The sequence below is a fragment of the Streptomyces sp. 2P-4 genome (genome assembly GCF_030167965.1).
Classification (GTDB): domain Bacteria; phylum Actinomycetota; class Actinomycetes; order Streptomycetales; family Streptomycetaceae; genus Streptomyces; species Streptomyces globosus_A.
The window spans coordinates 876,053-889,418 of the sequence record NZ_CP095011.1; the positions used below are offsets into that span (position 1 = coordinate 876,053).

Genomic DNA, 13,366 nt, shown 5'->3' on the forward strand with positions numbered 1-13,366 from the left:
GGGGCTCAGCGCACCCGGTCCGGCTTGCTCCGGGAGCGCAGGGTGAGGGCGGCCGCCGCCATGCCGAGGGCGACGAACACCGCGCATGCGGTGAACGCCGCCTGAAGGCCCGCGGTCAGCCCGGCCGGTCCCGGCTCAGGACCGCTGAACGTCGCCGTCACGGTGGTGACCACGGCCACGCCCAGGGCGCCGCCGATCTGCAGGGCGGCGACGATGAGCCCGGAGGCGACGCCGCTGGACCGCTCCGGTACGCCCGACACCGCGGCGACGGACGCCGCGGCGGTGCCCGCGCCGAGCGCGGGCCCGAACACGACCAGCCCCCACAGCACGTCGCGGAGGTAGCTGCCGTCCGCCGGAACCCGGGCCAGCAGCAGGCACCCGGCGCACAGCAGCACCAGGCAGACGCCGACGACCGGCCGGAAGCCCGTCCGGGTGACGACGCGCTGGCCGGCGTAGGCCCCGACGAACGCCAGGAAGGACATCACCGACTGGAGCGCGCCGAACTCCATCGGCCCGTGGCCGAGCACGGCCTGGCCGTACACGGCGACACTGACCGACAGCGAGAAGGCCGCCATGCCCATGCAGAGCGTGACCAGGTTGCCGCCGGCCAGGGTGGAGCGCCGCAGCAGGTCCGGTGGCAGCAGGGGCGCCGCCGAGCGCCGCTCGACGGCCGCGAAGACCCCGGCGAGCAGGACCGCCGCGGCCAGCGGGAGCAGGGTCTGTCCGCTGGTCCAGCCCGATCCTGCGGCCCGGCTGACGGCGAGGATGACCAGGACCAGGGCGGCCGTACTGGTCAGCGCGCCGGGGACGCCGTACGGGCCCTGCCGGCCGGCGGCCCTGCTCTCACCGACCAGGACCGGCGTGAGCAGGAGCACGACCAGCGCCACCGGCACGTTGATGAAGAACACCCACTGCCAGCCGGCCAGTTCGGTGAACAGGCCGCCCAGCAGCAGTCCGACGGTGGCACCGATGCCCCCGATGCCCGCCCAGCCGGCCAGGGCGGTGTTGCGGTCCCTGCCCTCCGGGAAGGTGTTCAGCAGGATCGACAGGGCGGTGGGGACCATCAGCGCCGCCGCCACCCCGCCGACCGCGCGGGCCGCGATGACCACCCCGCCGGTCCAGGCCAGTCCGCTGACGGCCGAGCTGAGGAGGAACAGCGCGGTGCCGGCCATGAACACCCGGCGGCGGCCGAGCCGGTCGGCGGCGCGTCCGCCGAGCAGCAGCAGGCCGCCGAAGGTGAGCAGCTTGGCGGTGAGCACCCACTGCGCGTCCAGCGGGGCCATGCCGAGCTCGTCGGTCAGCTGGGGCAGGGCCAGGATCACACTCTGCGAGTCCAGCAGCACGACGAAGTTGGCGGTGCACAGCAGGACCAGCGCCGCCCAGCGCCGGCGCGGGACGGGGCCGGCCGGCGGAGCCGGCACGGAGGCCGGCCGTACGCCGGTCATCTCGGCTCCTCCGAGCTCGGTGCGGGGACCCGGGGGGCGGCCGGTGCGGCCGGTGCGGCCGGTGCGGCCGGTGCGGCCGGCTTCCGTCCGAACAGCACCCGCCCCACCATCGACGGCCTCATGAGCGACTGCGGCGGGTCCACCAGCGAGGCGGTCCGGATGAAGCCCCGTGCCACCACCGGGTCGTGGGCGGCGGCGGCCTGGACGCGGGGCATGTACAGGTTGGCCATGCGGGTGGCGACCGTGCGCCGGCCGCGCACGGCGGGATAGCCGAGGTCGGCCGCGGCCGACATGGCCCACGGCGCGTCGATGACCCGGCTCAGGTCGCGGAAGTAGTCCGCCGATCTGGGCTCGGCGCCCTTGCCGACGTGCTTCGCGAGGACGGTCGCGCCCATCGCGGCGACCGTCATGCCCTGGGCGTAGACGGGGTTGAAGATGCAGGCCGCGTCGCCGAGGACGAGGTATCCGGCCGGGAACCGGCTCAGCCGCTCGTAGTGGAAGCGCACGCTTGCCGGGAACCGGAAGCTGTGGGCGGGGCCCCGCTGCTCGGCGTCCCGGACCGCCTCGTGGATCTGCGGCACCGGCAGCGAGGCGGCGTAGGCGAGGAAGCCCTCGCGGTCGGTGGGCGCGCGGTCGCCGAGGATGCCCGTCAGGGTGAGGGCGTACCGGTCGGCGAGCCGGGCGAAGATCGCACCGCGCGGCAGGGCCGGGGTCGCGGTGGGGACGAGGGCGATGTCGTCGCCCAGCGGGTCGAACGGCAGCGGGCCGGTGAAGTCCATGGTGGTGTAGGTGAGATCCATCCGGATCCGCTCCTCGGGGGCCCGCTCGTACCCGAGTTCGCCCAGCCAGCGGGGGGTCCGGGTGGCCCGGCCGGTGGCGTCGACGACCAGGTCGGCGTCGATGGCCTCCTCGGCGCCGGGCGCGCCGCCGTCGTCCGGGTCCCGTCCCTGCACCCGGACCCCGGTGATCCGGCGCCGGTCGGAGGACGCGACGAGGCCCAGGATGTCGGTCCGCTCCCGGAGGGTGACGCCGGGCAGGGCGGCGACGCGGGTGCGGATGCGGTTCTCCAGGACGGGCCGGTTGGCGGCGACGCACGCCATCCCGGTCTCCGCCGGGACCATCATCCGGCCGTTGAAGTAGTAGTGGCAGGTCATGCCGAAGTCCCCGACGGGCACGCCGAGGGCGAGGAGGTCGTCGAGGAAGCCGGGGAAGAGGTCCTCGATGATGGTGCGACCGCGCTCCAGCAGGGCGTGGATGTGGTGGGCCCAGGAGATCGCCGGCCGCAGGCCCATGCCCGCGCCGGTGAGGTCGTCGCGGTCGATGACGGTCACCCGGTCGTAGGCGTCGGCGAGCACGCGGGCGGCCAGCAGGCCACCGATGCTGCCGCCGAGTACGACGGCGTGCTCGCCGCCCTTGGTTCCCATGGACATGCGCCTCCCCTGTTCGGAAGAGTGAGCGGATGCGCACACGCTAGGCGCCTGCCCGGCCGGGCTGTTCTCCCACGTTGCGCGATGCGGGCCCCGGCGGGGCGAGCGCGCTCCGGTGGGGCTCGGGGCCGGCTGGTCGGGTGGCCGGGTGGCCGGGCGGCGGCCGATCCGGGCGCGGGACTTCTCCGTTGATGCGGAAAGCCCGCGGAGTCGTAGGCGGCGCGAGGGGTGGGCGGTAGGTTGCCGGTTCCGCGGGGTCGGTTCCGACCTGCCGTCCCCCGCGATGTCGAACCACCGAGCCACCGGATAGCGAGGACTTCGCCATGCGCCCGTTTCGCATCGACATACCCCAGGCCGATCTGGACGATCTCCGCGAGCGCCTCGCCCGGACCCGGTGGCCGGCGGAGACCCCGGACACCGGGTGGACCCGCGGGGCGCCCCAGGGGTACCTGCGCGAACTCGCCGCCTACTGGCGCGACGAGTTCGACTGGCGGGCCGTCGAGGCCCGGGCGAACGCCTTCCCCCAGTTCCACACCCGGATCGACGGCGCCGACATCCACGTGCTGCACGCCCGCTCCCCCGAGCCGGACGCCGTGCCCCTGCTGCTGACCCACGGCTGGCCGGGCTCCTTCCTGGAGTTCCTCGACGTCATCGGCCCCCTGACCGACCCCCGGGCGCACGGCGGCGATCCGGCCGACGCCTTCCACGTCGTGGCGCCCACCCTTCCCGGCTACGGCTTCTCCAGCCCGCTCACCGAGCACGGCTGGGAGCTGCCCCGGGTGGCCCGGATGTGGGCCTCGCTGATGGCGGAGCTGGGCTACGACCGCTATCTCCCGCAGGGCGGCGACCTCGGAGCGACCGTGGCGCTGCTGCTCGGCGTGCTGGACAGTGACCATGTGATCGGCACCCACGTCAACTTCCTGTTTGCGCCGCCGTCCGGCGAGCCGGGCGAACTCGACGACCTGGCCCCGGCCGACCTGGCCCGGCTGGACCGGCTCGCGGAGTTCGGCGATCAGGGCTCCGGCTACATGAAGCTGTTCGCGACCCGCCCGCAGACCGTGGGGTACGGCATGACGGACTCGCCCGTCGGCCAGCTCGCCTGGAGCGTGGAGAAGTTCCACGAGTGGAGCGACTCGGAGAAGAACCCGGAGGACGCGCTCAGCCGCGACCAGCTGCTCGCACACGCCACGCTGTACTGGCTGACCGGGACGGCGGGCTCGTCGGCCCATCTGTACTGCGACAACGCGGCGTTCATGCCGACCTCGGCCACTCCCCCGCCGCCGCTGCCGGCCCCGCCCGGTCCGCTCGGCGTGGCCGTGTTCCCCAACGACCTGGCCCAGCCGGTGCGCCGGCTGGCCGAGCGCCGGTACCCGTCGATCGTGCACTGGAGCGAGTTCGAGCGGGGCGGCCATTTCGCCGCGATGGAGCGGCCCGCGGAGTTCACCGCGGACGTGCGGGCGTTCCGCCGTACGGCACTGGCCGCCGCCCGACAGCCGTAGCCGCAGTCCCAGCCCCGGGGGGCGCCGCGGAGACCCGCGGCGCCCCCGCTGCGGTTCCCGCACGGTTCAGCGGAAGATCCGCTCCATCACCCGGCCCGCCACCGGCCGCGGCAGCAGGTCCAGCGCCGCCGTCATCAGCCGGGTGACCGTGCCCGGCACGACGACGGTACGGCCGGCGTCCCAGGCCCGCAGCGCGCTGCCGACCACCTCGGCGGCGGTGGTGTGGCCCGGGGTCCTCTCCACCGCGTCGCCGAGTCCGGCGACATCGCTGAACTCGGTGACGGTGGGCCCGGGGCACAGCGCCATGGCCCGTACGCCGGTCCCCCGCAGCTCGACCGCGAGCGCCTCGGCGAAGGACAGCAGGAACGCCTTGCTGGCCGCGTACGCCGCCAGGTACGGGGTGGGTACATAGCCCAGCGTCGACGCCACGACGATCACCCCTCCCGAGCCGCGGCCGACCATCCGCGGCACCACCTGGGCCGCGAGGTCGACGCTCGCCATGACGTTGAGCCGCAGCACACCGACGGTCTCGTCGCGGTCGGTCTCGGCGAACCGCCCGTGCACGCCGCGCCCGGCGTTGCAGACGAGCAGGTCGGCCCCGCCGAGTTCGTCGGCGCGCGCCGCGACCGCCTCGATGGCCCCGTCGGCGGTCAGGTCGCGGACCTCGGGTATCACCCGCCCGTCGGACGCGGCTTCCAGCGCGGCCAGCCTGTCGGCGCGCCGGGCCACCGCCAGCACGCGGTACCCGCGGCTGCCGAGGACGCGGGTGAACTCCGCGCCGATGCCGGACGAGGCTCCGGTCACAACGGCCAGTGGTGCATCGGACATGGTCACTCCCGGGGGGATTCGGTCGGCCGGGCCGGCCGGGCCGGCCGGTGCGCGTTCGGTGCTCCGACGCTACGGCGCGGTATGCGCCGCCCGCGTCTCACTGCGTGCTGGAGCTGTAGGGGAGCAGTCCAGGAGATGCGGCGCCGGAGCGGGGAGCGGTGGAATGGGCCCATGCCACCCCCTGCGCTCCCCCGCATTGCAGGAGAGTTCTCGCATGTCTCTCGACGAGAGGCGTCCGCCGGGCCCCGCGGGGCCGTCGGATGCAGCGCAGGCATCCCCCCATGTGCAGTACCGGCACCGATTACCGTCCCTGACCGGCCTGCGGTTCCCCGCCGCCCTGCTGGTCTTCTGGTTCCACGCCGCCCTCCCCGTGCCATGGATCAGGCTGTTCGCGTCGGAGTCGGCGGAAGACGCCTTCCACCGGCTGGCCTCTCCGGCCGGCGGCCTCGGGGTCACGTTCTTCTTCGTCCTCAGCGGCTTCATCCTGACCTGGACGGCGCGGGACGCCGACCCGGCGCGGGCCTTCTGGCGCCGCCGCCTGGTGAAGATCTACCCCAGCCACGCCGTCCTGTGGGGTCTGGCGATGCTCACCTTCGCGGCCGCGGTCACCGACCGGGGGCAGGCTCTGGCCAACCTCCTGCTGGTGCACGGCTGGGTGCCGGACTTCCCCACCAACTTCAGTGTCAACCCCCCTAGTTGGTCGCTGGGCGTGGAGGTGTTCTGCTACCTCGCCTTCCCGCTGCTGATCGCGGTGTGCCGCCGGATCAAACCCGGCAGGCTGATGCCCTGGATCGCCGGCACGGTCGCGGTGGTGCTGCTCACGCCGTGGTTCACGTACGCGTTCGTCCCGGGCGGCGGGCCGATGGTGCCGGACGAGGACGCCTCGATGGTCCAGTACTGGTTCGCGTACGTGCTGCCTCCGGTCCGCGTCTTCGACTTCCTGCTGGGCATCCTGCTGGCGCTGGCGGTCCGCGCGGGCCGCTGGTCCGGGCCCGGCGCCGTCTGGTCGGGCCTGCTGCTCGCGGCCTCCTACCCGCTCGCGCTGCGGGTGCCGTTCCTGTACGAACAGCGGGCCGTGTTCCTGATCCCGGTGGCCTGCCTGATCGCCGCCGTTGCCCGGGCCGACGCCCGGCGCGGGTTCACGCCGTTCCGCAACCGCTTCACGGTATGGCTCGGCAAGATCTCGTTCGGCTTCTACCTGGTGCACTACCCCGTGCTGGCGGTCAGCCGCTACCTGCTGGGTGACCGGCTGTTCCCGGTCCCGGAGGCGGTCGGGCTGCTGCTCGGCCAGCTGGTGGTCTCCGTGCTGCTCGCCTGGGCCCTGTACGCCGCTGTGGAGCGGCCCGCGGTGCGCCGCTGGGCGCGGAGCAGGAGCGGGCCGCGCGCGGCCCCGGCCTGATGCGGCCGGTCCGCCCCGTGGCGCCCACGGGGCGGACCGGCCCGGACGGGTTGGACGGAAGCCGGTCAGACGGCGAGGTGGAAGATCTCCAGTGCCACGCCGTCCGGGTCGTTGAAGGTGAACAGCGCGAACGGCAGCGGGGCCGCGTACTCGCGGACGTCGCTGCACTTGACCCCGCGGGCCATCAGGTGGGCGCGCCACGCGTGGAGTTCCTCGCGGGTGGACGCCGCGAAGGTGAGGTGGTCGAGGCCGGTCCGGTGCGGCGCGAACGCCTCGTCGGTGCCGGCGTCGTGCTGGGTCAGCCCGAGGTGGATCTGGGTGCCGGGCCGCATGATGCCCGCCGTCCGCCCACCCGGAAAGGTCTCCTTCATCCACTGCACCATGCCGAGGTGCTCGGCGTACCACCGGACACTGCGCTCCAGGTCGGTGACGGTGATGCCGACGTGGTGCACGGCGCCCAGCCCGGGGGGCGTCTCCGGCAGGGGCGCGCCGGCGGGAGCCTGGACGAGTTCCATGGAGATCTGGTCGGGTTCCACTGGTCTCTCCTCACGTCATCGGGAACTCGAAAATAGCCCGCGCCGCATCGCTCGATCTTCTTCCTGCGTGCCCCGGTTCGTTCGGTGCCACCGCCGCTGCGGCAATTCCGAAGAAGTCCGAAAGCGGATCCGGCGGCTAGCGTGACAACCACTCATCCGTCCGCCCCATGTCACCAGTCCCATTCAGCTGGAGGTCGTGTTCCGTGTCCGAAGCTGTATGCCCTTACGTTCTCGACCCGCAGGGTGCCGACACCCACGGTGAGACCGCCCGGCTCCGCGAGCAGGGGCCGATCGCACGCGTCGAACTCCCGGACGGCGTACTCGCCTGGTCCGTGCACGACTACGAGGTCGCCAAGACGATCATGGGCGACCAGGAGCTGTTCTCGAAGAACCCTCGGCGTAACTGGCCCGCGTACATCAACGGTGAGATATCCAACGGCTGGCCGCTGATCACCTGGGCCGCCATGGACACCATGGCCACCCAGGACGGCGGCGACCACGCCCGCCTGCGCAAGCTGCTGCTGAAGGCGTTCACCCAGCGCCGGGTCGACGACATGCGGCCCAAGATCGAGGCGACCGTCAAGGAGCTCCTCGACGACCTCGCGGCGGCCCCCCGGGACAAGGCCGTGGACCTCAAGGGCCGCTTCCACATGGAGCTGCCGACCCGCCTGATGTGCGACCTGTTCGGCGTTCCGGAGGACCGCCGGGCCCGGGTCCTGGAGGGCGGCCACAAGAACATCGACACCCGGATCTCCGCCGAGGTGGCCTCGTCCAACCTGGAGAACTGGCAGGTGGAGATCTCCAACCTGGTCCAGTACAAGCGCGAGCACCCGGGCGACGACCTGACCACCGGGATGATCGCCGCGATGGACGAGGACGGCTCCCGGCTCTCCGACTCCGAGATGATCGGCACCCTGCACCTGCTGCTCGGCGCCGGCTCCGAGACGCTGGTGAACGCGCTGGCGCACGCGTCGGTGGCCCTGATGACCGACCGCTCCCTGCTGGCGAAGGCCAAGGCCGGCGAGATCCCGTGGGACGACATCTTCGAGGAGACCCTGCGGGTGGAGTCGCCGGTGGCGCACCTGCCGTTCCGCTTCGTCACCCGGGACGTGGAGATCGGCGGGGTGAAGCTCGCCCAGGGCGACGTCGTCCTGATCGACTTCGCCGGCGTGGGACGCGACCCCGCGGTCCACGGCGAGACCGCGGACGCGTTCGACGCGCTGCGCGAGGACAAGACGCACCTGTCCTTCGGCCACGGCGTGCACTACTGCCTCGGCGCCCGGCTGGCCCGCAGCGCGTGGATGATCGGCATCCCCGCCCTGTTCGACCGGTTCCCCGACCTCGAACTGGCGGTGGACCGCGGCGAGCTCGTCGGCCAGGGCAGCTTCGTGGTCAACGGCCACGCGGAGGTTCCGGTCTACCTGCACGGCAAGCCCGCACTCGCCGGCTGAGCCGAGCCAAACGAAAGGAAGACCATGGTTGAGCCAGCACCGGCGGCGCAGGGCGGAATCCTCGGCGACCTCGACACCGACTACGCGGGCGGTCCGGCCCGGCAGCTGCGGCGGGTGGACTCCGCGGACGGCACGTCCATCGCGTACGAGAAGGCGGGCGAGGGCCCGCCGGTCGTCGTCATCGGGGGCGGCCTGAACGACCGGGCGATGTTCTCCCCGCTCGCCGCGATCATGTCCGAGCGCTTCTCCGTGTACACCTACGACCGGCGCGGCCGGGGCGACAGCGCGTACGGCGACCCGGACCGGTGGACGATCCAGCGGGAGGTCGAGGACCTGGCCGCGGTGCTGGACGCCGTGGGCGAACCCAGCCATGTGTTCGCCAACTGCACCGGCGGCATGATCGCGCTGCTGGCGGCGGCGCAGGGCGTGCCCATGATGAAGCTGGCCCTGTACGAGCCCCCGTACTGGTCCAGCGAGACCACCGACGAGCAGCTGTCGACGCTCCGCCGGCTGATCGACGAGGACCGCCGCGAGGAGGTCGTCACGCTGTTCGCGAAGGACATCGTCGGCTTCGTCACGGACGACACCATCGACTACTTCCGCACCCACCCGGCGTGGGCGGCGTTCAAGACGATGGTGCCGTCGACGTACTACGACGCGCTGATCAACAAGCACCATCTGCAGATCCCGTACGAGGAGCTGCACGAGATCACGGTGCCCACCCTGGTCATGCGCGGCGACGAGGGCGAGAAGGCGATCCACGACGCCTGTGCCCGGGTCGCGGCGGAGATCCCGGGTGCGGCCCTCCTGACGATGGAGGGGTATGACCACCTCTTCGACCAGAAGGCGGGCGCGCCGCTGCTGATGAGGTTCTTCGCGGCGCCGTAGCGCGGAGGCCGACGGGCCTGGTGCGGTCCCGCCCGTCTCCGGCGGTCGTTGCGCCCGTGCTCGTGCCGGTCAGGCGCGCGGGCGGGTGGGGCAGGCGCTCGGCCGGGGTTTCCCGGCCGAGCGTTCTGCGTGGGCGGCGGCTCGGGGCGGGGTGCGGTCGGTCTCGCCCGGGTGCTGCGACGACGCGGAAGGCGGCACCACCGCATGGACCGGTGGTGCCGCCTCGCTCCTGCCGGACGCGTTGCGTCGGTTCAGCGGGTCACGGGCTCATCAGGCCGACGGTGTTGCCGTCCGGGTCGGTGAACGCGGCGATCCGGCCCTCGCCGGCGTGCTGCGGCTCCATCGTCCGCTTGCCGCCCAGCTCCTCGGCCCGGGCGAGCGCGGTGGTGACATCGTCGACCGGGAAGAAGGGGACGATGCCGGTGTACGGGCTTTCCGGGCCGGCCTGGCCGATGCCGCCGGCGGGGGCGCCGTCGGAGCCGCTGACGAAGGCGTAGGTGTCGTTGAGGGCGTTGACCTGCCAGCCGAACAGCTGCCGGTAGAAGTCGCGGGCGCGGGCCGCGTCGGGGGTGGAGATGTCGAACCAGCCGGGCGCGGCGGGGTGGCCGTTCTCGGGGTGTGCGTCGACCATGGCTATGCCTTTCGAAGGGGATTGATCTCAGGAGAGCCGCTGGTTCAGGTGGACGTCCACGCTGTCGCCCTGGTCCTTCTTCAGGGTTTTGCGGAGCGCCGCCTTGAGCGGGAGCATGTGGGTTCCGTCGCCCATCGGGAGCAACGTCGCCTGGAATTCGTGCCCGTCGACCGTTCCGGCGATCTTCACGGGCTTGCGGGTGCCGAAGAAGTCCCCGGATTCAGGCACGATCACGCAGATCCAGCCGCTGTTGTTCTCTTTGATGACCGGGGCGGAGAATTTCTTGTCGATGGCCTGGGCGTTGCTCGGGGCGGCGGGCATGGTGTGTTCTCCCTGTTTCTCTCGGGGTCTGGCGTCATGTGGTCTTCAGGTCGGCGGCGGCCTCGGCAGCCGCCGTGATCGCCTCCGCGATCCGGTCGGTCCGGCCGGCGTCGATGATCAGCGGCGGGGCGATGACGATGTTCGGTCCGGTGCGGCGGACGAGGATGCCGTCCTCCTTCATCCGGCGGCGCACCAGGGAGGCCCGCGGCGAGCCGTCGAACTCCACCGCGGCCAGCAGGCCCCGGCCGCGCACGTCGCGTACGAAGGGCAGGCCGCGTACGCCGTCGAGCGCGGTGAGCAGCTGCGTGCCGCGGGCGGCGGCGTTGGCGACGAGGCCGTCGCGTTCGATGACGTCGAGCACGGCGAGGCCGGCGGCGCAGGCGGCGGCGTGGCCGGAGTGGGTGTGGCCGTGGACGAAGCCGGCCTGCTTGCGGTGGGTGTCGAAGGTGTCGAAGACGTGCTCGGTGGTGGTGACCGCGGCCAGCGACATGTAGCCGGCCGCCAGGCCCTTGCTCGTCGTCAGCAGGTCCGGTTCGACACCGGCGTGCTGGTAGCCGAACATCCGGCCGGTGCGGCCGAATCCGGTGGTGACCTCGTCGAGGATCAGCAGGGCGCCATACCGGCGGCAGAGTTCCCGGACCTCGCGGAGGCGGTCGTCGGGCACCTGGTGGGCGCCGCGGGCCTGGACGGGTTCGAGGAGGACGGCGGCGGTCCGGTCGCCTTGTCCGGCGAGGAAGTCCCGCAGCGCGTCGGTGCGGCCGGGCAGGGTGACGAAGCCCGCCGGGGTGAACTCGGCCGAGACGGGAGAGGCGCCCGCAGAGGAGGCGGCAGCGCCGAGGGTCGCGCCGTGGTAGGCGTTCTCGAAGGACACGACGAGGCCGCGCTGCCGCTCCCCGCGTACGGCGTGGTAGAAGCGGGCGATGCGGATGGCGGCCTCGGCCGCCTCGGAGCCGCTGTTGCAGAAGAACGTACGCGTCAGCCGGGGCCCCGTGAGCCCGGCGATCCGCTCGGCCAGCCGGATGGCCGGCTCGTTGGCGCCCTCGCCCGTGTCGTATGTCATCAGCCGGGCGAGCTGTCCGGCCACGGCGTCGATGACGGGGCGGCTGCCGTAGCCCAGGGTGGCGTTCAGACCGGACGACTTGGCATCGAGGTAGGTTCTGCCGTCGGCATCGCGTATCTCGCAGCCGTCACCGGAGACGGCGAGCACGGTGTCCGGGTTGACCCGGCTGGGCGACCAGGGGTGCCAGAGGAAGTCGGCGTCCGCGGCGAGCAGTTCGGCCCGCACGTCCGTGCCACCCGTGGCGGCAGCCGGGCTCGTCTCCGCGATACTCATGGGTCTGCCTTTCGGATCGGGTGGGTGAGCCCGCCGGGAGGCGTCGGCCTCTCCGGCGGGCTGCGGCGTACGGGTGCGGTGCGTGTGCGGGCGCGGTCGGGGTGCCGGTCAGCCGGCCGCGAGCCGCTCGGCGGTCGGGTCGCGGAGCTCGGTGCCGACCCGCTCGACCAGGGCCAGCAGCAGGACTCCGCCGAGCACCATCAGCGCGCCGCCGATCCGGAAGCCGAGCGCGTAGCCCTCGGTCGCGGCGACGGGCGCGGCCGCCCCGTCCGCCACGGCTTCCCCGGCGTGCCGGAAGGCGAGCGCCGCCAGCACGGAGACGCCGAGCGCACTGCCGACCTGCTGCATGGTGCTCTGCACGCCGGAGGCCAGGCTGGAGTCCTGGACGGTGACGCCGTGCAGGGCGGCGTTGGTCGCGGCCGGCATGGCAGCGCCGGCGAACAGGCCGAACACGACCATGCCCGGCACGATGCCGCCCCAGTAGGAGCTGTCCACGCCGACCGTGCTGGTGAGGAACAGGCCCATGCCGGCGCCGATGTATCCGGCGGAGACCACGGCGCGGATACCGGCCCGGGGGATCATCGCGGTGCCCAGGGCCATGCCCGCGCCGATGGCGACGCTGAGCGGCAGCCAGCCGAGCCCGCTGAGCAGCGGGGAGTAGTCCAGCACCTGCTGCTCGTACAGGGTGAGCATGAAGGTGTAGGAGATGAACGCCGACATGTAGAACAGGGTCGTGAAGTTGACGACGGACCGGGTGCGGTTGGCGAAGAAGCCCAACGGGATCAGCGGGTTCTTCCCGCGCAGTTCGACCGCGACCATCACCAGCAGCAGCACCGCGCCGGCGATCAGCGGGACGAGCACCCCGGCCGAGCCCCACGGGTGGTCGGCCGCGTGCAGCAGGCCGTAGACCACGCCGACGAGGCCGAGGGTCAGGGTGGCGGCGCCGAGCACGTCGAGCGAGGTGTCCTTGGCGCGGACCATCCGGCTCTCCGTCACCAGCCGCGGGACGAGGAAGAGGACCACCAGGGCGACCGGCAGGTTGATGAAGAAGATCCAGCGCCACGAGGCCAGGTCGGTCAGGACGCCGGAGATGACCGAGCCGAGCGTCGCGCCGAGGCCCATGATGCCGCCCCAGACGCCGAGCGCCTTGGTGCGCTCCTTGGGGTCGGTGAAGAGCAGGGCGATCAGGCCGAGCGAGGCGGGCGCGGCCAGCGCCTCGGCGGCGCCCTGGCCGAACCGGCCGACGACCATCATCCACGGGGCGGTCGCCGCTCCGGAGATCACCGAGGCCAGGGCGAAGACGGTCACGCCGATCAGCAGCAGCCGGCGGCGGCCGAAGAAGTCGGCGAGCCGGCCGCCGAGCATCAGCAGACCGCCGGCCGCGAGGACATAGCCGTTGACGACCCAGGCGAGCCCGGGGGTCGAGAAGCCGAGTCCGTCCTGGATCCGCGGTAACGCCACGTTCACCACGGTCATGTCCAGGAGGATCATGAACTGCAGGCCGGACAGCAGGGCGAGCACCGTCCACCGCCGCGGGTCCGGTTCCGCCGTCGAGGCTTTGGCGCCTTCCGCGGACGCACTTGAATTCACGGTGGTCACGCTGGGTCT

The 13,366-nt window shown here is 72.8% G+C and carries 12 protein-coding genes; 4 read left to right on the plus strand and 8 right to left on the minus strand.

The window, feature by feature from the left end; translation table 11 throughout:
* Positions 1 to 5: 5 nt before the first annotated feature.
* Both MUK52_RS03520 and MUK52_RS03525 read right to left on the minus strand, forming a co-directional pair.
* A complete protein-coding gene (locus MUK52_RS03520) occupies positions 6 to 1,445 on the minus strand; it encodes an MFS transporter (RefSeq protein ID WP_114055260.1) in 1,440 nt (479 codons plus the stop codon).
* Positions 1,442 to 2,869, minus strand: coding sequence for an FAD-dependent oxidoreductase (locus MUK52_RS03525; protein ID WP_502963618.1), 1,428 nt, complete (start codon positions 2,867 to 2,869; stop codon positions 1,442 to 1,444). Before MUK52_RS03525 ends, MUK52_RS03520 begins: the two co-directional genes overlap by 4 nt.
* Positions 2,870 to 3,195: 326 nt before the next feature.
* Between MUK52_RS03525 and MUK52_RS03530 the strand changes: the two genes are divergently transcribed.
* Entirely contained in the window at positions 3,196 to 4,371 is a 1,176-nt protein-coding gene (locus MUK52_RS03530; RefSeq protein ID WP_284574576.1) for an epoxide hydrolase family protein, read from the plus strand.
* 66 nt (positions 4,372 to 4,437) lie between these two features.
* Here MUK52_RS03530 and MUK52_RS03535 read toward each other — a convergent pair whose 3' ends face one another.
* On the minus strand, positions 4,438 to 5,199 hold the full coding sequence (locus MUK52_RS03535) for an SDR family NAD(P)-dependent oxidoreductase (protein WP_114055258.1): 762 nt from the start codon (positions 5,197 to 5,199) through the stop codon (positions 4,438 to 4,440).
* Between the two features lie 214 nt (positions 5,200 to 5,413).
* Between MUK52_RS03535 and MUK52_RS03540 the strand changes: the two genes are divergently transcribed.
* Positions 5,414 to 6,598, plus strand: coding sequence for an acyltransferase family protein (locus MUK52_RS03540; RefSeq protein ID WP_246042499.1), 1,185 nt, complete (start codon positions 5,414 to 5,416; stop codon positions 6,596 to 6,598).
* A gap of 65 nt (positions 6,599 to 6,663) precedes the next feature.
* On the opposite strand, the gene MUK52_RS03545 is transcribed toward MUK52_RS03540, so the two are convergent.
* Positions 6,664 to 7,134: a VOC family protein gene (locus MUK52_RS03545; RefSeq protein WP_114055256.1), complete on the minus strand. Its 471-nt coding sequence runs from the start codon at positions 7,132 to 7,134 to the stop codon at positions 6,664 to 6,666.
* Between the two features lie 203 nt (positions 7,135 to 7,337).
* Here MUK52_RS03545 and MUK52_RS03550 point away from each other — a divergent pair, with 203 nt between their 5' ends.
* Complete coding sequence (locus tag MUK52_RS03550) at positions 7,338 to 8,585, plus strand: cytochrome P450 family protein (protein WP_246042498.1); 1,248 nt, start codon at positions 7,338 to 7,340, stop codon at positions 8,583 to 8,585.
* A 24-nt stretch (positions 8,586 to 8,609) separates the two neighbouring features.
* Positions 8,610 to 9,473, plus strand: coding sequence for an alpha/beta fold hydrolase (locus MUK52_RS03555; RefSeq protein ID WP_114055254.1), 864 nt, complete (start codon positions 8,610 to 8,612; stop codon positions 9,471 to 9,473).
* A gap of 259 nt (positions 9,474 to 9,732) precedes the next feature.
* Here the strand turns inward: MUK52_RS03555 and MUK52_RS03560 are convergent, their stop codons facing one another.
* The 4 genes from MUK52_RS03560 to MUK52_RS03575 all read right to left on the minus strand — a co-directional run bounded on the left by MUK52_RS03560 (position 9,733) and on the right by MUK52_RS03575 (position 13,357).
* Complete coding sequence (locus MUK52_RS03560; protein WP_216827073.1) at positions 9,733 to 10,104, minus strand: VOC family protein; 372 nt, start codon at positions 10,102 to 10,104, stop codon at positions 9,733 to 9,735.
* A 27-nt stretch (positions 10,105 to 10,131) separates the two neighbouring features.
* On the minus strand, positions 10,132 to 10,425 hold the full coding sequence (locus MUK52_RS03565; RefSeq protein ID WP_114055252.1) for a DUF1905 domain-containing protein: 294 nt from the start codon (positions 10,423 to 10,425) through the stop codon (positions 10,132 to 10,134).
* A 34-nt stretch (positions 10,426 to 10,459) separates the two neighbouring features.
* Positions 10,460 to 11,758 (minus strand): aminotransferase family protein, encoded by a 1,299-nt coding sequence (locus tag MUK52_RS03570; protein WP_114055251.1) that lies wholly within the window; start codon positions 11,756 to 11,758, stop codon positions 10,460 to 10,462.
* A 108-nt stretch (positions 11,759 to 11,866) separates the two neighbouring features.
* Positions 11,867 to 13,357 (minus strand): MFS transporter, encoded by a 1,491-nt coding sequence (locus MUK52_RS03575; RefSeq protein ID WP_246042497.1) that lies wholly within the window; start codon positions 13,355 to 13,357, stop codon positions 11,867 to 11,869.
* Between the last annotated feature and the right edge of the window lie 9 nt (positions 13,358 to 13,366).

Excerpts from the sequence above, each read along its gene's own strand:
- MUK52_RS03520 (WP_114055260.1), bottom strand. The coding sequence starts at position 1,445 with ATGACCGGCGTACGGCCGGCCTCCGTGCCGGCTCCGCCGGCCGGCCCC.
- MUK52_RS03525 (WP_502963618.1), bottom strand. The coding sequence starts at position 2,869 with ATGGGAACCAAGGGCGGCGAGCACGCCGTCGTACTCGGCGGCAGCATC.
- MUK52_RS03530 (WP_284574576.1), top strand. The coding sequence starts at position 3,196 with ATGCGCCCGTTTCGCATCGACATACCCCAGGCCGATCTGGACGATCTC.
- MUK52_RS03535 (WP_114055258.1), bottom strand. The coding sequence starts at position 5,199 with ATGTCCGATGCACCACTGGCCGTTGTGACCGGAGCCTCGTCCGGCATC.
- MUK52_RS03540 (WP_246042499.1), top strand. The coding sequence starts at position 5,414 with ATGTCTCTCGACGAGAGGCGTCCGCCGGGCCCCGCGGGGCCGTCGGAT.
- MUK52_RS03555 (WP_114055254.1), top strand. The coding sequence starts at position 8,610 with ATGGTTGAGCCAGCACCGGCGGCGCAGGGCGGAATCCTCGGCGACCTC.
- MUK52_RS03560 (WP_216827073.1), bottom strand. The coding sequence starts at position 10,104 with ATGGTCGACGCACACCCCGAGAACGGCCACCCCGCCGCGCCCGGCTGG.
- MUK52_RS03565 (WP_114055252.1), bottom strand. The coding sequence starts at position 10,425 with ATGCCCGCCGCCCCGAGCAACGCCCAGGCCATCGACAAGAAATTCTCC.
- MUK52_RS03570 (WP_114055251.1), bottom strand. The coding sequence starts at position 11,758 with ATGAGTATCGCGGAGACGAGCCCGGCTGCCGCCACGGGTGGCACGGAC.